Origin of the sequence: Luteimonas abyssi (assembly GCF_001482195.1) — a bacterium.
GTDB lineage: Bacteria > Pseudomonadota > Gammaproteobacteria > Xanthomonadales > Xanthomonadaceae > Luteimonas > Luteimonas abyssi.
The window spans coordinates 143,959-161,880 of record NZ_KQ759763.1 but is presented as its reverse complement, the minus strand read 5'-3'; the positions used below and the strand labels follow the sequence as shown (position 1 = coordinate 161,880).

11 protein-coding genes are annotated in these 17,922 nt (G+C 71.6%); 4 read left to right on the top strand and 7 right to left on the bottom strand.

Annotation, left to right across the window (positions count from 1 at the left end):
• Window positions 1-70: 70 nt before the first annotated feature.
• Complete coding sequence (locus RG19_RS00575; protein WP_058833561.1) at window positions 71-1,585, bottom strand: OprO/OprP family phosphate-selective porin; 1,515 nt, start codon at window positions 1,583-1,585, stop codon at window positions 71-73.
• 34 nt (window positions 1,586-1,619) lie between these two features.
• Entirely contained in the window at window positions 1,620-2,663 is a 1,044-nt protein-coding gene (locus tag RG19_RS00570; protein ID WP_157515103.1) for an alpha/beta hydrolase, read from the bottom strand.
• Between the two features lie 523 nt (window positions 2,664-3,186).
• Between RG19_RS00570 and RG19_RS00565 the strand changes: the two genes are divergently transcribed.
• From RG19_RS00565 to RG19_RS00555, 3 genes are all read left to right on the top strand, one after another.
• Window positions 3,187-4,371 (top strand): OprO/OprP family phosphate-selective porin, encoded by a 1,185-nt coding sequence (locus RG19_RS00565; protein ID WP_058833560.1) that lies wholly within the window; start codon window positions 3,187-3,189, stop codon window positions 4,369-4,371.
• Between the two features lie 110 nt (window positions 4,372-4,481).
• Window positions 4,482-6,620, top strand: a complete 2,139-nt coding sequence (locus RG19_RS00560) for a methyl-accepting chemotaxis protein (protein WP_058833559.1) — start codon at window positions 4,482-4,484, stop codon at window positions 6,618-6,620.
• Window positions 6,621-6,654: 34 nt separating this feature from the next.
• A complete protein-coding gene (locus RG19_RS00555; RefSeq protein WP_058833558.1) occupies window positions 6,655-9,306 on the top strand; it encodes a hybrid sensor histidine kinase/response regulator in 2,652 nt (883 codons plus the stop codon).
• 30 nt (window positions 9,307-9,336) lie between these two features.
• Here the strand turns inward: RG19_RS00555 and RG19_RS00550 are convergent, their stop codons facing one another.
• Entirely contained in the window at window positions 9,337-9,975 is a 639-nt protein-coding gene (locus RG19_RS00550) for a response regulator (protein ID WP_058833557.1), read from the bottom strand.
• Window positions 9,976-10,234: 259 nt separating this feature from the next.
• Between RG19_RS00550 and RG19_RS00545 the strand changes: the two genes are divergently transcribed.
• Complete coding sequence (locus RG19_RS00545) at window positions 10,235-13,243, top strand: ligand-binding sensor domain-containing diguanylate cyclase (RefSeq protein WP_162267035.1); 3,009 nt, start codon at window positions 10,235-10,237, stop codon at window positions 13,241-13,243.
• A 164-nt stretch (window positions 13,244-13,407) separates the two neighbouring features.
• Here RG19_RS00545 and RG19_RS00540 read toward each other — a convergent pair whose 3' ends face one another.
• From RG19_RS00540 to RG19_RS00525, 4 genes are read right to left on the bottom strand one after another with little or no spacing between them, the layout of a single operon-like run.
• On the bottom strand, window positions 13,408-14,652 hold the full coding sequence (locus RG19_RS00540; RefSeq protein ID WP_058833556.1) for a peptidase MATCAP family protein: 1,245 nt from the start codon (window positions 14,650-14,652) through the stop codon (window positions 13,408-13,410).
• Window positions 14,649-15,734, bottom strand: a complete 1,086-nt coding sequence (locus RG19_RS00535) for an ABC transporter substrate-binding protein (protein WP_058833555.1) — start codon at window positions 15,732-15,734, stop codon at window positions 14,649-14,651. The genes RG19_RS00540 and RG19_RS00535 overlap by 4 nt, the downstream gene beginning before the upstream one ends.
• Complete coding sequence (locus tag RG19_RS00530; RefSeq protein WP_058836323.1) at window positions 15,731-17,107, bottom strand: sensor histidine kinase; 1,377 nt, start codon at window positions 17,105-17,107, stop codon at window positions 15,731-15,733. The genes RG19_RS00535 and RG19_RS00530 overlap by 4 nt, the downstream gene beginning before the upstream one ends.
• Entirely contained in the window at window positions 17,100-17,801 is a 702-nt protein-coding gene (locus RG19_RS00525) for a response regulator transcription factor (RefSeq protein WP_058833554.1), read from the bottom strand. The genes RG19_RS00530 and RG19_RS00525 overlap by 8 nt, the downstream gene beginning before the upstream one ends.
• Window positions 17,802-17,922 lie beyond the last annotated feature (121 nt).

The window sequence follows — 17,922 nt, the reverse complement described above, 5'->3', positions numbered from 1 at the left end:
CGCATCGCGCGCCGCCCCCGACGGTGGCGTGCGGAGCGGTGCCGGCCGGTGGGCCGGCACCGCCACGACCTCAGAACACGATCTGGGTGCGCAGGTTGATGGAGTTGCCGGTGTCGCGGCCCTGGTAGGCGCCGACCTGGTTGTCGGTGGTCCAGTGCACGTAGTTGAGCATCACCCGCGACCAGTTGTTGAGGTACCAGTTCACGCCGAGGGTCCACGCATCGCCTTCGCCGCCGCGACGGGCGTCGGTGAAGTCGTAGTCGTCGTAGCGTACGGCCAGTTCCCAGGCGCCGATGCCGCCGTCGGTGACCGGACGGGCCACGCGGGTGGTGCCCCACACGCCGGAGCGGGCGCTGAAGCCGGGACGCTCGCCGGTGAGCAGCCAGCCGGCGTAGGCCGAGGTGGCCTTCTGCTTGACGTCGCCCACGTCGTCGGACTTGAGCGTGGTCTCGGAGTGCTCCCAGAAACCCCAGAAATTGCGCCAGGTGCCGCCCAGTTCGGTGCCCCAGACGCGCTCGCCGGTCACTTCGTTGATGGCGCTGGCCGACACGCGCACGTTGTCGTTGAAGCGCGAGGCGATGCGCGGGGTGCGGTTGATGCGGTTGGTGTCGGCGCCGTACTCCTCGTGCACGTACCAGCCGCCCACGTGCAGGAAGCCGGCCGGACGCTTGATCGGGTTGACGTGGCCGCGGAACGAGTAGGTCAGCGAGTCGCTGTTGTCGCCGCTGTTGCCCACGTCGTCGCCGGTGATGCCGAAGGTGGTGTGCCAGTTCTGGCCGATCATCTTCATCTGCGCGCCGAGGCCGAAGTAACCGCTGGCCGGCATGCCGACCGACGCCACCGCGTTGCGCTCCATGAACGGCGTGCGGGTGAGCGTGGTGCTGGAATCGATGGCGCGGTCCTTGAGCTTGTTGCCGAAGTAGAACTCGGTCGGGATCGCGCCCAGGGTGGTGTTCCAGCGCAGGTAGGCGTCGGAGATGCTGACGTCGTTGTTGGCGAACTCGGCGTCGACCTTGTAGCCCAGCTGGCCGATGTTGCCCTGCGCGCCCAGGCGCACCTGGCGCATGTTGGTGCCGGTGATGTTGCGGTCGTCGAACGAGGAGCCGCGGGTGGACGAGAAGTCCATCAGCACGCGGCCGCGCGGGTTGAAGGTGAAGCTGCGGTCGCTGTTGCGGAACTCGGGGCCGCCGCGGCGCCAGCTGGTGTTGCCGCCGCCGCTGCCGCCACCGGCGGCCAGTTGCGCGACCTGCGCCTGCAGGATGGCGAGATCGTCCTGGCGGGTGTCGGCGACGGCCGCGTCGACCTGGGCCTGGACCGGATCGGCCGCGGGCGCGCCCGGCGTGGTGGCGGGCGCCGCCGGACTGGCGGCCACGGCCTGCGCACCGCCCTCGATCGCGCTCAGGCGCTGGTTGAGCGCCTGCAGCTGCTCGGACTGCTGGCGCAGCTGCTCGGCCTGCAGGCGGATCAGCTCGCGCAGCTCGGTTTCGGTGGCGGTGTCGGCGGCCATGGCCGGCAGCGTCGCCAGGCCCAGCAGGGCGCCGGCGGCCAGCGCGCGGGTCTGCGCGCGGAGGTTGGAATGGTTCATGGTGTCTCTCTCCCGGAATGCGGTGTGCGGCGGCTCAGTCGCCGTCTTCTTCGAAATCGGCATCGTCGTCGTTGTCGACGGGTGCGGCCTGGGTCGGCGTGAGTTCCTGCCCGGTCAGGGGCTGCAGGCTCACCGGTGCGGCGGCTATAAAGCCGTGCGCACGGGCCCAGGTGGTGAACAGGCGCGGCCACTGGGCGACCTGGGTGCCGGGACGTCCCAGCCCCCAGCTGTGCCCGCCCTTGTCGAAGATGTGCATCTCGACCGGCACGTTCTGCGCCTTCGCGGCCTGGAACATCAGCAGGCTGTGGCTGACGTCGGCGATCTGGTCGTCGGCGGCGTGGGCCAGGAAGACCGGCGGCATCTCGGCGCGGGCATGCGATTCCACCGAGTACGCCTCGACCGCGTCGGACTGGGTGCCCAGCTCGCGGCGGGTGCGGGTGGTGTCGTACGGCGCACGCAGCGTGGTCACCGGGTACAGCATCGCCAGGAAGTCCGGGCGCGACGGCAACGCGTCGTGAGCATCCACCGCGGGATAGAAATCGTGATCGAAGCGGGTGGACAGGATGCCGGCCAGATTGGCGCCTGCGGACGAGCCCATGGCGCCGATCTTCTCCGGATCGATCCCCAGCTCGGACGCATGCGCGCGCAGCAGGCGCATCGCCCGCTGGCCGTCGGCGAACGGCGCCGTGGCCGGCCAGCCGTCGACGGGCATGCGGTAGTACAGCACCGCACTGGTCACGCCGATCGAGGCCAGCCATTGCGCCATCGGCCGGGCCGCGGTGCCCACCTGGATGCGGAAGTAGCCGCCGCCGCCCAGGATCAGCACCGCGGTGCCGTTGGGCTGCGCGGGCCGATGGATCTCCAGGCGCGGCTCGGAGACGCGGGTGACCGCGCCCATCGCACTGCCCTCGTTGCCGACCTGTTCCGGCCCCTGTACCACCCGCGGCAGGTGGCCCTCGGGCCACAGCGTCAGCGTCTGCACGCTGCCGGTCTGCGCGGATGCCGGCGACGCCATGACGCAGGCGCCGAACAGGGCCAGCCACAGGCAGGCGTAGGTTTTCGCGTTGATGAGTCTCATGACGTGCCCTCCCGCACGGTGGTTTGATCCGACCCCCGCCCGAGCGGAAATGTCGTGTGTTCGTCCGATGGCACCGGCCGAAGCCGGACGCCGGACGGCGCCGTCCGCACCCTGGACGATCCGGTGTGGCCGGCCGCAAACGAATCTTCGCGTCCCCGCCCCCTCGGACCGGCGCCTCCTCGCCGATCCGTACCGCGTCGCGCCGCACCCGGAGTGCCCGCCCGACGCCTCCCATGTCCGCTGCCCGCAGGCGGAGACACCGCCCCTGTCTGCACCTCTGCCGGGCCCGTCGATCGCGGCGTCGCGAGCGAAGACGAGGCCCGCGGACAGTCAGCGGCGATTCGTTGTACGCCGTCGCCCGGCCGACGCCGATAGCACATTGGTGTTACGGGACACATTTCGCGATATCGCGACTAACACTTTCGAGCTATGAAACCGGTTACGGAAGCCGGATCCGGGCGTAGACTTCGGCTCCCCCATGTCGGCGTCGCCTCCCCTCCGACGCCTCCCCCCGCGAGGTCCCATGCGCCCCATCCTGATGCTGTCCGCGCTCGCATGCGCGGTCGCCTTGCCCCTGTCCGTGCCTGCCGCCCACGCCGCCGAGACGCAGGCCTGGCCGCCCAAGTTCACGTTCGACGGCGGTACCGAGTTCACCCTCACCGGCAACGTCGCCTGGGACTTCGTGCGTTTCGACGACGACGACCGGCTCGAGGACGCCGACGGCCTGCGCCGCCGCGAATTCGGCGCCACCCTGCGCAAGCGGGGCGTCTACGACGCGATGGTCTACTACGACTTCGAGGCCGGCAGCTGGCTCGACGCCTTCGTGCGGTTCGAAAGCGAGCACTTCTTCGGCCGCGACCTGGGCCGGTTGCGGATCGGCTACATGAAGGTGCCGGTCGGCTTCGAAGGCGTGACCAGCTCGCGCGCGGTGAGTTTCCTGGAGCTGTCGGCGCCGATCCAGGCGATCTACCAGGGCCGCCGCACGGGCGTGGAATGGACGCTGGAGCAGGACCAGGCGCTGTTCCAGGTCGGCGGCTACGCCGGCCAGGACCTGGAAGGCGGCAATCCCGGCCAGACCGTCGCCCTGCGCGGCGCCTGGACCCCGCGCAAGGCCGAGGGCGACGTGCTGCACCTGGGCGTCACCGCGTCGCGCGAGAACCCCGAGGGCACGACCGGCGACGACGGCGAGCACATCCGCCCCGGCGGCCGCCTGCGCGCGCGTCCGGGTTCCAACCTGACCGATCTGCGCCTGGTCGATTCGGGCGAACTGACGCCAGTGTCGAACATCGTGCGCACCGGCCTGGAAGGCCTGTGGATCCGCGGTCCGGTGTCACTGCAGGGCGAACTGCTGCGTGCCGAGGTCGAGCGCGACGACGGCCTTGGCGACTACACCGCCGACGGCGGCTACATCGCCGCGAGCTGGCTGGTCACCGGCGAGACGCGCCCGTATTCGCAGGGCAACGTCGCCAATCCGGTCCCGAACCGCCCCACCACCGGCGCGGTCGAACTGCTGGCCCGCTACAGCACGCTGGATCTCGACTCCGGCGGCATCGCCGGCGGCCGCCAGCACGACTGGACCTTCGGCGCCAACTGGTACCTGTCGCGCAACGTGAAGCTGCAGGCCAACTACGTGCGCGTCAACGCGACCCGCGGCGAGGAGTCCACCTCGCCCAGCATGATCCAGATGCGCGCGCAGGTGCATTTCTGAGGGACGCCCGTCCGGCCCCGCGACGCGGGCCGGGCATGGCGGCCGCCGTCGCCTCAAGTTCGCCGGGCCGCGGCCGATAACGCCGGGACTTTTTCGACCCGGCGGCCGCCATGTCCCTGTTCCAGCCCGCACGGCGACGTTTCGCCGACCTGTCCGTGGCCCACAAGCTGGCGGTGTTGTGCGGCACGATGGCGCTGGGCATCGTGCTGTTGTCGACCGCGGCCGCGCGCCTGCAGTTCCAGGAGCTGACCGAGGCGCGCAAGCTGAGCGTCAGGACCCAGGTCGATGCCGGGATGAGCCTGATCGAGCACTACGCCGCGCAGGCGCGCGACGGCACGCTCACCCGACCGCAGGCGCAGGCGCGCGCGATCGAGGCGCTTGCGGCGGTGCGGACCAATGCCGGTACCGACTACTTCTTCATCGCCGATCCGCAGCTGCGCATCGTGATGCATCCCAACCGTGCGCCCGGCGACGACATGCGCGACTACACCAGCGCTGCCGGCGAGTACGTCTACCGCGACATCCTGGACGCGGTGCGCCGCGGCGACGGCTACTCCACCTACCGGGCGCCGCGTCCCGGCGTGGAAGGGCAGTTCCCCAAGATCAGCTACGCGCGTGCGTATCCGGACTGGGACTGGATCCTGAGCATGGGCGTGTACGCCGACGACATCCGCGAGGACGCGATGGGGTTCACCTGGCGGATGGTCGCGCTCGGTGCGCTGCTGCTGGGCGCGGTGGCCGGCCTGGCCTGGTGGATCGGCCGCGCGATCGTCGGGCCGCTGCGCACCGCCACCCGCACCGCCGAGGCGATCGCCGGCGGTCGGTTCGACACCCCGATCCGGGTCGACGCGGACGACGAGACCGGGCACCTGATGGCCAGCATGCAGCAGATGCAGGAGCAGCTGCGTCGGTTCAACACCGAGATGCAGACCATGATCGCGCTGCAGCAGGGCGAGGACATCGGCCACCGCATGCCGGAGGATTTCCCCGGCGATTACGGGACGCTGGCACGCGGCGTGAACACGGTGGTGTTCGAGCACCTCGACGCGATCGCCGATGCGATGGCGGTGATGGACGCCTACGGCCGCGGCGACCTGCGCGCCGACATGCGACGCCTGCCGGGCCAGCGCGCCCGCCTGCACGAGGCGCTGGATGCGGTGAAGGCCAACCTGTCGGCGATCCAGCGCGAGATCGCACAGCTGGCCGAGGCCGCCGCGCAGGGCGATTTCGCCGCGCGCGGCGATCGCGACCGCTACCGGTTCGCCTTCGCCGAAATGGTGGACGCGCTCAACCGCCTGATGGCGCAGGCCGACACCGGCCTGTCGGACGTCGGCCGGATCGTCGGCGCGATCGCCGACGGCGACCTGTCGCAGCGCACGGACGGCCAGTACCGCGGCGCGTTCGAGGCACTGGCCACCGCCACCGACCGCACCGCCGCCCAGCTGGCCGGCATCGTGCGCGGCATCCAGGACGCAGCGCGCGCGATCGACACCGCCGCCGGCGAGATCGCCGCGGGCAACACCGACCTGTCGCGGCGCACCGAGGGCCAGGCGGCCAACCTGGAGGAGACCGCGGCGTCGATGGAGGAACTGACCTCGACCGTGCGCCAGAACGCCGAGCACGCGCGCCAGGCCAACCGGCTCGCGCACGAGACCGGCGGCATCGCGGCCGAGGGCGGGCGCGCGATGGAACAGGTGGCGACGACGATGGGCGCGATCCAGGCCGCCTCGTCGCGCATCGGCGACATCATCGGCGTGATCGACGGCATCGCCTTCCAGACCAACCTGCTGGCGCTCAACGCCGCGGTCGAGGCCGCGCGCGCGGGCGAACAGGGGCGCGGGTTCGCGGTGGTCGCCGGTGAAGTGCGCGCACTGGCACAACGCTCGGCCGCGGCGGCCGGCGAGGTGCGGACGCTGATCGACGATTCGGTCCAGCGGGTGCGGCAGGGCGCCGACCAGGTCGTCGCCGCCGGCGAGACGATGGCCGGCATCGTCGAGGCGGTGCGCCAGGTCACCGGGATCACCGCCGAGATCAGCGCGGCCTCGCAGGAACAGACCCAGGGCATCGAGCAGGTCAATCAGGCGATCGCCCAGATCGACACCTCGACCCAGCAGAACGCGGCCCTGGTCGAGGAAGCCGGCGCCGCCACCCGCAGCCTGGCCGACCAGGCGCGGGCGCTGACCCGGGCGGTGGACGCGTTCCGGCTGGACGGCACGCCCACGAACGCCACGGCCGGGGCGACCGCCTGAGCCACCGGTCGGACGGGGCCCTACACTGCACGCGATGCGTCCCGGCCCACACCTCAACCGCCTGCTCCTGACCCTGCTCGTCGCCATCGGCGGGCTGGCGCTGGTGGTCGCGCTCGGCCACCGGCTGGGCCATCGTCACGCCCTCGCCGACCACGCCGAACAGGCCGCCCAGCAACTCCATCTGCATGCCCAGGCGCTGGACCTGCGCATCGAGCGCTACCGCGCCCTGCCGCAGCTGCTCGCACTCGATCCCGACCTGCGCGACAGCCTGGCCGCGCCGATCGACGCCGCCACCCGCGACCGCCTCAATCGGCGCCTCGAGGAGACCAACCTCACCACCCTCGCCTCCACCCTGACCCTGATCGACACCGGGGGCACGGCCATCGCCGCCAGCAACTGGCGCGAATCCGGCAGCAACGTCGGCGAGGACTACGCCTTCCGTCCCTATGTCCAGCAGGCCCTGGCCTACGGCCACGGCCGCTTCTACGGCATCGGCGTGACCACCGGCATCCCCGGCTATTTCCTTTCCGAAGCCCTGCGCGACGAGGCGGGCAGGATCCTGGGTGTCATCGTCATCAAGATCGAGCTGACCGCCGTCGAAGCCGAGTGGGCGCGCGAGCAGGATGTCCTGCTGCTGGGCGACGCACGCGGCATCGTCTTCCTCGCCGGCCGTGAGGACTGGCGCTGGCGCACGCTGTCGCCGCTCGACCCCGGTGCCCGCGACGACCTCATCGCCACCCGCCAGTACGGCGACATCGACCTGCAGCGCTACCTGGGCCCGGCACCGCCGGTCGACGACGGCGCGCCGCTGCTGGCGCGCATCGATGCGCCGTCGATGCCCGGCGAGTGGCTGTGGGAACGGACCTCGGTGGCGGACACCGGCTGGTCGCTGCACCTGCTGCGCGATGCCGCACCCGTCGCCGCCGCGGCCAACCAGTGGGCCGCGATCGCAGGCGCCTCGTGGCTGGTCCTCGTCTTCGTGTCGCTGTTCGCCCAGCAGCGCGCGCGCCTGGGCGCGCTGCGGCTGCGCAGCCGCGCCGAGCTCGAGGCCCTCGTCGAACAGCACGCACGCGAACTGCGCACGGCCCGCGACGGCCTGGTGGAAGCCGCGCAGCGCGCCGACGTCGGTCTGAGCCGGCAACTCGAACACCTGCCGCAGGGCGTGGTCATCATCGACGCCGACCTGCGCATCACTGCGTGGAACGCGCGCTACATCGAACTGTTCCGCTTCCCGCCCGACCTCGTCCAGGTCGGGCGCCCGATCGAGGACGTCTTCCGTTACAACGCGCGTCGCGGCCTGCTCGGCCCGGGGCCGGTGGAAGACGCCATCCAGCGCCGTCTCGATCATCTGCGCAGCGGCAAGCCGCACATGCGCGAGAGCGAGAAGGACGACGGCCTGGTGCTGGAAATCCGCGGCAATCCGTTGCCCGACGGCGGCTTCGTCACCAGCTATGCCGACATCACCAGCTACAAGGCCACCGCACGCGAACTGCGCTCGCTGGCCGACGCGCTGGAGCGGCGCGTCGCCCGCCGCACCGCGGACCTGGAACAGGCCCGGCGCGCGGCGGTCGAAGCCAACCGCTACAAGACCCGCTTCGTCGCCGCGGCCGTCCACGACCTGCTGCAGCCGCTCAACGCCGCGCGCATGTTCCTGTCCACGCTGCGCTCGCACCTGCAGGCGCCGGAACAGCGCGAGGTGGCCGACCACGTGGATGCCGCCCTGGCCGGGCAGGACGCGATCCTCAACAGCCTGCTGGACATCTCGCGGCTTGAGTCGGGATCCCAGCAGACCGACGTGCGCGACTTCGCGCTCGATCCGCTGCTGGACGCGTTGGCGCGAGAATTCGGCATCCTCGCCCGCGCCCGCGGTCTGGAACTGACCTACGTGCGCACCGGGCTGGCGGTGCGCAGCGATGCCGCGCTGTTGCGCCGGGTGGTGCAGAACCTGATCTCCAACGCGGTGCGCTACACCAAGCGCGGGCGCATCCTGCTCGGTTGCCGGCGCGTGGGCGACCAGGTGCGGATCGAGGTCCGGGACACCGGCCCCGGCATTCCGCATGCGCGCCAGCGCGAGATCTTCGAGGAGTTCCGCCGCCTCGACGAGGGCAGCGACAACACCCGTGGCGCCGGCCTGGGCCTGGCGATCGTCGAACGCATCGCACGGCTGCTCGGACACCGGATCGGGCTGGACTCCCAGCCCGGCCGCGGCAGCATGTTCTCGGTCACCGTGCCGCGCGCGGCGCATGCGCCGGCCGCATTGCCCGATCCGGTCGCCGCTCCGCCCGCGACGGAAGCGGCCTCGCCGCTGCGCGGCCACGTGGTCTGGTACGTCGACGACGATGCCCACAGCTGCATCGCCGCACGCACGATGCTCGAACGCTGGGGCTGCCGCGTCCCGGTGGCCGCGGGTGCGGACGCGGCCCTGGCCGCCGCACGCGAGAACGGCGACGAGGTCCCCGCACTGATCCTGCTGGATCTGCACATGGGCGCGACCACCGGGCCCGAGGTGTTCGCGCGGCTGGTGCGGATCTGGCGACACACGCCGCAGGTCGTGCTGCTCACCGGCGACAGCGGCGAGCGCGCGCGCGCCATCGCGCAGAAGGAAGGCTGGCAGTTCCTGCCCAAACCGGTCCGTCCGCCCGCGCTGCGCGCGCTGATGACCCAGTTGCTGCTGCGCGGCGCCTGACGGGGCCGGCGGGCCGCACGCCCGCTGCCGCTAGACGTCGTCCTCGGGCTCCAGCGCCTTCACCATCACCGCCGCCTGGGTGCGGCTGTGGCAGCCGAGCTTCTTCAGGATCGCGGTGACGTGCACCTTGACCGTGTTTTCGGCCAGACCCAGTTCGTAGGCGATCTGCTTGTTGAGCAGACCGTCGGCCAGGCTCATCAGCACGCGGAACTGCTGCGGGGTGAGTTGCGCCAGCCGCGTCGCCAGCTGCGCATCGGCCTCGGACCGCTCCACGGTCATCGGCGGGAACCAGTCGCCGCCGTCGAGCACGGTGCGCACCGCCTCGCCGATGGTGTCGGCCGGCGACGACTTCGGGATGAAGCCGACCGCGCCGAACTGCTGCACCCGGCGCACCGTGCGCGGATGATCGTTGGAGGAGATCACCACCACCGGCACCTCGGGGCGTTCGCCGCGCAGGTGCACGAGCGACGACAGGCCGCGCGCACCCGGCATGGCGAGATCGAGCAGGACGAGATCGAGCTGGGCGTGCGCGCCGATCGCCTCGGCCAGCGCGGAGACGCTGGCCGCCTCCACCACGCGGACCTCCGGCATGGCTTCGCGCAGGGCGTGCAGCACCGCCGCGCGGAACAGCGGGTGATCGTCGACGACGAGGATGGTGGGAGCGTCCATGCGCACAGTCTGGCATGGGCGCCCAAGGACGGGCGCCCCATTCATGAATGCGCGCTGGGCACCGCGCACGGCTGCGGGCACACTGTGGGCGGGGGAACTGGAGAAGAAGATCACGCCTGTGGGTCATCCGCCGTCGCCGCCCCCCGCCGTCGCCATCGCGACGCCTCCGTCGTCACCCGTTCGTTTCCGCCGGCCCTGGTGGCGCCGGGCCGTCTGCGGATGGCTCGCGCTCTGCCTCGCACCGCCGCTGGCGGCGCAGATGCCCGACCCACCCGCCGCGTCGCTGAGCCTGGAGCGCTACGGGCTCGATGAAGGCCTGTCGCAGCTGTCGGTCACCGCCCTGCAGGCCGACGACCAGGGCTTTCTCTGGGTGGCCACCCAGGACGGGCTGAACCGCTTCGACGGCCACGGCTTCCGCACGTATCGGGCCGAAGGCCTGTCGCGGGCGCGCCGGCCGAGCCTGGCCAGCGGCAGCATCGACAGCCTCGCGTTCGAAGCGCAACGGCAACGGCTGTGGCTGGGAACCAACGACGCCGGGGTGGACGTCGTGCACCTGCCGACGTGGACACGCCGGCAACTCGGCGTCGACGACGGCCTGTCGCATCTTCGGGTCACGCAGATCCTGCTGGATCCTGGCGAGGACGGCGCCTGGGTCGGCACCGAGCGCGGCGTTGACCGTATCGCCGCCGACATCGGCAGCGCCCGCACGCTCGGCGCCACCGCGGAAATCGTCGGGCTCGCGTGGTCGCCCCCCCTGTCGGGGCCGGTCGCGCTGGATGCGCGCTGCGGCCTGTGGCGGGTCGACGAGCACGCGCTGCAGGGGCTGCCGTCGCCGGCGCCCGACGGCCGCTGCGTCGGGCTGCAGGCGGGCGCCGACGACCTCTGGCTGATGACCGTCGGCAACGGCCTGTTCCGGCTGGACCCGACCGGCCACGTGCTGCAGCACTGGCCGGCGGACGCCTTCGGTGCCGGCGCCGATCCGAGCGCACTGCTACGTCTGGACAACGGCGATGTGCTGATCGGCTTCACCGACGGCGGCGTGAGCCTACTCGAAGCCGGCCGCGACACCGTACGCGCGCTGCGCTTCGACCGGCCTCCCGGCAGCGCGATCACCCAGCTGCACCAGAGCAGCACCGGCGCGTGGTGGATCGGCACCTACACGTCCGGGCTGTACCGGGTGCGCCCGCTGGCTTCGGTGATCCTGCACGACGACGTCGACCTGGGCGACATGCGCGACTGGGCGAGCCAGTCCATCCGCGCGATCCGGCGCGACGGCGCGCGCATGTTCATCGGCACCGACAGCGGCCTGGGCCTGCGCGACGAACGCGAGGCCTGGCGGTTCGTCCCGGCGCTGGCGCGGATGTCGGTGCGTACCGTCGTCCCCGCACGGCAGGGCGGCTGGTGGATCGGCACCCAGTCCGGCCTCTGGCGCCTGCACGAGGACGATCGCGTGGAACGCATCGATGTCTTGCCCGATCCGAGGGTGGATGCGCTGCTGCCCGACGACGATGGCCTGTGGGTGGGCACCCGCGGCGGCCCCGTCCGGCTGGAGGACGGCCGCATCGTCGACGATCCGCGCCTGGCGCCGCTGGACGGCGACATGGTCACCACGTTCCACCGCGATCCCGACGGCACGCTGTGGATCGCCACCAACGCACGCGGCCTGTGGCGGCTGACCGAGGACGCGCTGACACGGGTGGAGCCGGCCGGTGCCGGCCTGCACGCATCGCTCTGGGCGCTGCACGCCGACGCCGACGCCCTGTGGGTGGGCAGCTTCGCCGCCGGCCTGTTCCGGATCGACCGGGCGACCGGCGCATCCACCGTCATCACCGACCGGGACGGCCTGGGCAACAACGTGATCTACCGGATCCTGCCCGACGGCGGTGGCCGGTTGTGGCTGAGCACCAATCTGGGGCTGAGCGTCTACGACCCCGCCAGCGGCACCATCCAGACCCTCGGTCGCCGCGATGGCCTGCGCAGCCAGGAGTACAACAGCGGCGCGGCCTTCGCCGGCCGCGACGGCCGGCTCTACTTCGGCGGCACGCTCGGCCTGGACGTGATCGCACCCGCGCAGCTGCCGCTGCGCAGCCCGCCGGCGCGGCCGGTGCTCACCGACATGCAACTGCTCGGCTACGACGACACCCAGCCCCGGCGGTCGTCGGATACGGACATCGTCTACGCCACCGACATCACGCTCGACAGCGAGGACAGCGTGTTCTCCATCGGCATGACCGCGATCGATTTCCTCGCACCCGCCGCGGCGCGGCTGCGCTACCGCGTCCACGGGCTGCACGAGAGCTGGATCGAGCCCCAGCAGGCGCGTGCGGAGCTGTCCATGAACCACCTGCCGGCCGGGCGCTATCGCCTCGAGGTCCAGGCGGCCGGCCGCGACGGACGCTTCGGCGCATCGCGCACGCTCGACATCCACATTCCGCCGCCGCCGTGGCGGCACCCGCTCGCGTACGCCGCCTACGCACTGCTGGCCGTCCTGCTGGTCGCCGGACTGATGGCCCGATCGCGGCGGGCCATCCGGCGCGAGCGCGAGCACGTCGAACTGCTCAACCGCACCGTCGCCCAGCGCACCGCCCAGCTGGAGCACGCCAACCAGCAGTTGCAGCTCAGCAACGCGCAGCTCGACGCCGCCACCCGCATCGACCCGCTGACCCAGCTCGCCAACCGTCGCGCGCTGCAGGACTGGATCGCGCAGACGCCGGCGAGCGCGACGTCCACCCCGCTCTACTTCTTCATGATCGACATCGATGCGTTCAAGCGCATCAACGACGGCCACGGGCACCAGGCCGGCGACGAAGTCCTGGTGCAGTTCGCCGGGCGCATGCGCGCGCTCTGCCACGAACGGGATCTGCTGGTGCGCTGGGGCGGGGAGGAATTCATGCTGGTCGCTCGCCTGCCCGGTGGCGATGCCGCCGCCGCGCTGGCCGAGCGCATGCGCGCGGCGATCGCCGGCACACCGGTGCCGCTGTCGCACGGCGCGGTGCTGACGCTGACCTGCTCGATCGGTTTCGCGCCGTGGCCGCTCTCGCCGGCCTGGCCGGCGCTGGGCGACTGGCAGCAGAGCAGCGCGATCGCCGATCGCTGCCTGTACGCGGCCAAGGCCGCGGGGCGGAATGCCTGGATCGGCGTGGTGCCCGGCACCACCGCGGACCGGCAGCAGCTGCAGACCCTGCTGGCGGGCGCGAATCCGTTCTCGCTCGGCGACGCGGTGCGCGTGCTGCACTCCACGCGTGAGCCGCCCTCGTTCGAGCGCTGATGCCGCGTCCCGACGCGGGCGCGTACAGGACAGTTCCCGGATGACCGGGCAGCGGAAGGATGGCGCCTGGGCAAGGGCTGGTCGGGGGGAGTGAACAGCCCCTCGCCGCAGGCGCCACCCGTCATAACGATCCAGGGGGCGCCCCCCCTACCGTATTGCGTCGATCAACCTTGATCGAGCCGGATCCGGTTGGCGAACAGCGAGAACGCGAGCATCCCGGCCAGCCCGTTGGCGCGCGCGACCCAGGGCGGCAACCAGCGCGGCGGCACCAGCGTGCCGTCGTCGAACAGCGGCTCGAAGCGCTGCACGTCGTCGAGGGTCATCTTGCCGGCGAACAGCAGCCGGCACAGACGCAGGCGGCCGGACGCCAACGCACGCCGGAAGAAGGTGTGCACGTCGATCAGGCCGCGCAGGTAGACGGTGTCCTTGGTGAACGCGGCGCCGCCGTGAACCGGCACCCCCCGGAACACGCGTTGCGCCGACGCGAAGCTCTCCGCCGCGGTCTGCCCGGCATCGAGGAAGTACCGATAGACCTCGACGAAGTCCGCGCCGTCCAGCGCCAGTGCGACCGCTTCGATGCGCAGGCCGATGCGTTTGAGCCGCTCGATGTCGATGTTGCCGGTGATCTGCTCGGCGAACGTGGCCAGGCCCTCCTGCACCGCGGTGATGCGCGGCGACGACATCGCCAGGCTGCCCAGCACCGGTTGCTCGCGGCCGTTGAGTGCGGTGAGCGAGTGCACCAGCGCCTCGTGCTGCAAGAGCTGGTGACGGTCGTAGTCGGTATAGGCCGCGCCGGCACGCAGGCGGATCCGGTAGGCGCCGGCAGCGGCCTTGGCGATCAGGTCCGGATCGAGATCCACCTGCACGGTGCGGCCGCCGAAGAACGCATCCAGTTCGCCCTGCAGCCACAGCTGCAACGCGGTGGCCGAGATCTCCACGTGCTCTTCGGGCGCCAGCAGGCCCGCGTCGAGTTCGTCGGCGATGCCGATGAAGTGGCGCGCCGCATCGCGTGCGGTCAGCGCATCGCTCCCCGGCAGCGGATCGTCCGGACCGCCATACAGCGCGTGCGAGTGCGCGCCGGCTTCGGCGCTGCCGAGGGTCTCGAGCAGGTGTGCTGCGGTGTCCCAGTCGCGCGCGGAATCGATCAGATAGGCGCCCAGCGGATGCGAGGCATCGGTGGCACCGGCGATCGCATCGAGTTCCCGACGCACCTCGGCGAAATCGTGCCGCGGATAGGTGACCTGCGGCAGACGCACGTGGCCGGCCAGCGCCCCATCGAGGAAGGTCCGCTGCACGTGGGCGGGCCAGCTGGTGAGCGCCAGCACGCGCAGTCCGCGTGCGGCCTCGATCATGCGCAGATCCAGCGCCCGGTGATGGGCAACAACGGATGTCCCGACTGCTCCTGTCATGGCGACGGCGCCCCACGCTCGCCGCCGAGCGCGTCCAGGAACTGGCGGCGTTTGAGCGCATCCAGATACACGAGCAGGCCGGGGCCGAGGCGGATCGGCCGCACGCCGGTGCCGGGCTCGACCCCGCGATACACACCGAACGGCTGCCCATCGGCGGATGCCATCGGCGACAGACGGGACTCCCGTGCCAGGGCCTGCTGGCCCGATGCCGACAGCAGATGGTCGATGAACGCCCCCGCCCAGCCGGCCTGACGGGCCGTCTTCGGGATCAACACGGTGCGCACGACGATGCGGGTGGTGTCCTCGGGCATCACCAGGCCCAGCGGCGCGCCTGCGTCGATCCGCGCCTGGGCGTAGGAACCGAGCACGTTGTAGGCCAGCAGCAGATCACCGCGCTCCACCGCGTCGAGCAACGCCAGGCTGCGCGTCTCCAGGCGCACGTCGTTCGCGCCCAGCGCCGCATGCAACGCGGCCCCCGTGCTGCCGAACTCCACATCCTGGCTGGCGAGCAGGTAGCCCAGCGTGCTGCGGCTGGCATCGTAGGTGCCGATACGCCCGCGCAATGGCGCGTCCGGCGCACGCAACATGTCGAGCAATTGCTGGCGGCTGCGCGGGGGAGCCGGCAGCGCCTCGCGGTGATGGACCATCACCACGGGCTCGTAGGTGATGCCGATCACCTCGTGGCGCCAGTGCGCCCAGGCCGGCAGCGCGCGGGTGGCGGCCGATCGGTACGGCCGCGCATGTCCGGCGTTGGCCAGTGCGACTTGAAGGTCCATGCTGCTGCTGATCAGCAGGTCGGGGCGACCGCCCCCTTCGCGCTCACGCAGGAAGCGGGTGTACAGACCTTGTCCGTCGAGTTCGGTGTAGACCACCTCGACCTGCGGATGGCGCTGCTGGAAATCGCGGACCGGCGCGGCCATGACATCGGCATGGCTGGTGCCGTGGATGCGCAGCACGTCGGTCGCGGGCGCCTGCGTCGATGCCGGAAAGACGCGGCGATCGCGGATCTCCGCGCCGGCGCTACCGAGCCACAGGCATGCTCCGGCCAGCACCAGCAGGCACTTGAGGATCGGGGAGGTCATGCGAGCACCGCCGGGATCCGCAGACGCACCGCCAGCCCACCCCGTGCCCGGTTGCGCAGCACGACCGTACCCCGATGGCGTTCGGCGACGCGACGCACGATGGCCAGGCCCAGCCCGGCGCCCTCGCCGCCGCTGGCCTGGCGGGCGAAGCGCTCGAACACGGCGTCGAACCGTTCCGGCACGATGCCCGGGCCGCGATCGGCGACCTCGATCCAGGCTTCGGCATCCGTCGCGCCGATCGCGATGCGGATCGGCGGGCGGCCATGGCGGACCGCGTTGTCGATCAGATTCTTCACCGCCTCGCGCAGCAACACAGGATCGCCGGACACACGCACCGGTGCCGCGTCGATGTCGATGTCCAGGGCCGGCCGGGGCAGGGCCGCGGGCAGCACATCCTCGACCGCACCGGTCACCAGTGCGCCCAGTTCGACCGTGACCGCGTCCGACGTGCGGGCCCGGTGCTCGACACCGGCATCGCTGAGCAATTGGCCGAGCAGCCGGCTCATCGCCGCCGCATTGCGGACGACCACCTGCAGGCTGCGCTCGCGCTGGGCGGGATCGTCGTCGTCCAGGCCCAGTTCGGCCTGTGCGCGCAGTGCCGCCAGCGGCGTGCGCATCTGATGTGCGACATCGGCCATGAAGTCCCGGTTGGCGGTCTGCGCGACCTGCAGACGCGCCATGAACCCATCAACGGCAGCGACCGTCCGCGCGAGTTCCCGAGGCGCGCCCGACGGCAGCGGGCCGAGCTCGGACGGCGCCCGGCGGCCCAGGTCGCGCTCGATGCGCACCAGCGGCCGCAACGCCCGCCCGACAGCGAGCCACGCCAGCGCGAGCGCGGCCACCAGCAGACCGACGATCATCCCCGCCCAGCGCCAGACCAGGTCCGCGGCCAGCAGGTCGCGGGCCAGGCGGGTCTGGCCCACCTGCACCCAGTAGCGGGTGTCGAATCCGGGTGCCATCTCGCCGCCACCGACCAGGGCGAAGCGCATCGGTTCGTCGCCGTGCACCGCATCGAACAGCAGCGGCACCTGCCCCGCGGGACGCGATGGCGGTGGCGGCAGGTCGGGTGCGCCGGTAATGGTGGCCTCGTGCCCGTCGGTCACCCGGTAGGCGACCCGGTCGTCGGGGGCCATCGCCAGCAGATCGAGCGAGGCGTACGGCAGATCCACCAGCCAGGCGCCCTCACTGCGCGCCACGCTGCCCGCAATCGACAACGCGGAGGCGACGAGCAGATGGTCGTAGGCACGGTCGGCCGCACGCTCCGCCGCACTGCGCACGACCAGCAGCGCCACCGTGCCACCGACCAGCACCAGCAGGCCCAGGTAGACCAGCAGCGTGCGGCGGATGGAGACACGGGACGCTGGCTCAACCATCGTCACGCCCGGACACCGCATCCTCGCCCCGCCGGGTTTCGAGCCGATAGCCGACACCGCGCACGGTGACGATGCGCACCGGCGCCTGCGCCAGCTTGCGGCGCAGGCGCGCGATGTAGAGTTCGATGGCGTTCGGCCCGACGTCATCGTCGAATCCGAACAACTGTCCGCCGATCTCGTCCTTGCCCACCACCTGGTCGAGACGGCCGATCAGGATTTCCAGCAACCGGTATTCGCGGTTGGGCAGCTCGATCGGCACGCCGTCGAGCACCAGCGCGTGCGCGGCGTTGTCGAACACCAGCCCGTCGATGCGCACCACCTCGCTGGCCTTGCCGCCGGAGCGGCGCAGCAGGACCCGGCAGCGCGCCTCGAGTTCGCGGAAGTCGAAGGGCTTGGCCAGGTAATCGTCGGCGCCGGCATCCAGCGCCTCGATCCGGTTTTCGATGCCGTCGAGCGCGGTGAGCATGAGCACCGGCACGTCGTTGCCTCGCGCGCGCAACTGCGCGAGCAACCGGCGACCGTCCAGTCCCGGCAGGCCGATATCGAGGATCACCAGGTCGAATCGCTCGTACCCCAGCACCTCGGCCGCACGTGCGCCGTCGGCCTGCCAGTCCACCGCATGCCCGCTGCGCCGCATCCGCCGCACGATGGCATCGGCGAGGTCCGGATTGTCTTCGATCAACAGGATGCGCATGACGGACGGCCCGGGCGACGACAGGTCAACGACAGGATTCCGCCCCTAGGCTCGGTCGCTACACCGGCGCGGACGGGCCACCGTCGCCGGACAGCATATAACGCGGCCCGTCCGACGAACC

Bases quoted from the DNA above. Each gene is read 5' to 3' on its own strand.
- RG19_RS00575 (WP_058833561.1), bottom strand. From the start codon at position 1,585: ATGAACCATTCCAACCTCCGCGCGCAGACCCGCGCGCTGGCCGCCGGC.
- RG19_RS00570 (WP_157515103.1), bottom strand. From the start codon at position 2,663: ATGAGACTCATCAACGCGAAAACCTACGCCTGCCTGTGGCTGGCCCTG.
- RG19_RS00565 (WP_058833560.1), top strand. From the start codon at position 3,187: ATGCGCCCCATCCTGATGCTGTCCGCGCTCGCATGCGCGGTCGCCTTG.
- RG19_RS00560 (WP_058833559.1), top strand. From the start codon at position 4,482: ATGTCCCTGTTCCAGCCCGCACGGCGACGTTTCGCCGACCTGTCCGTG.
- RG19_RS00555 (WP_058833558.1), top strand. From the start codon at position 6,655: ATGCGTCCCGGCCCACACCTCAACCGCCTGCTCCTGACCCTGCTCGTC.
- RG19_RS00550 (WP_058833557.1), bottom strand. From the start codon at position 9,975: ATGGACGCTCCCACCATCCTCGTCGTCGACGATCACCCGCTGTTCCGC.
- RG19_RS00545 (WP_162267035.1), top strand. From the start codon at position 10,235: ATGCCCGACCCACCCGCCGCGTCGCTGAGCCTGGAGCGCTACGGGCTC.
- RG19_RS00540 (WP_058833556.1), bottom strand. From the start codon at position 14,652: ATGACAGGAGCAGTCGGGACATCCGTTGTTGCCCATCACCGGGCGCTG.
- RG19_RS00535 (WP_058833555.1), bottom strand. From the start codon at position 15,734: ATGACCTCCCCGATCCTCAAGTGCCTGCTGGTGCTGGCCGGAGCATGC.
- RG19_RS00530 (WP_058836323.1), bottom strand. From the start codon at position 17,107: ATGGTTGAGCCAGCGTCCCGTGTCTCCATCCGCCGCACGCTGCTGGTC.
- RG19_RS00525 (WP_058833554.1), bottom strand. From the start codon at position 17,801: ATGCGCATCCTGTTGATCGAAGACAATCCGGACCTCGCCGATGCCATC.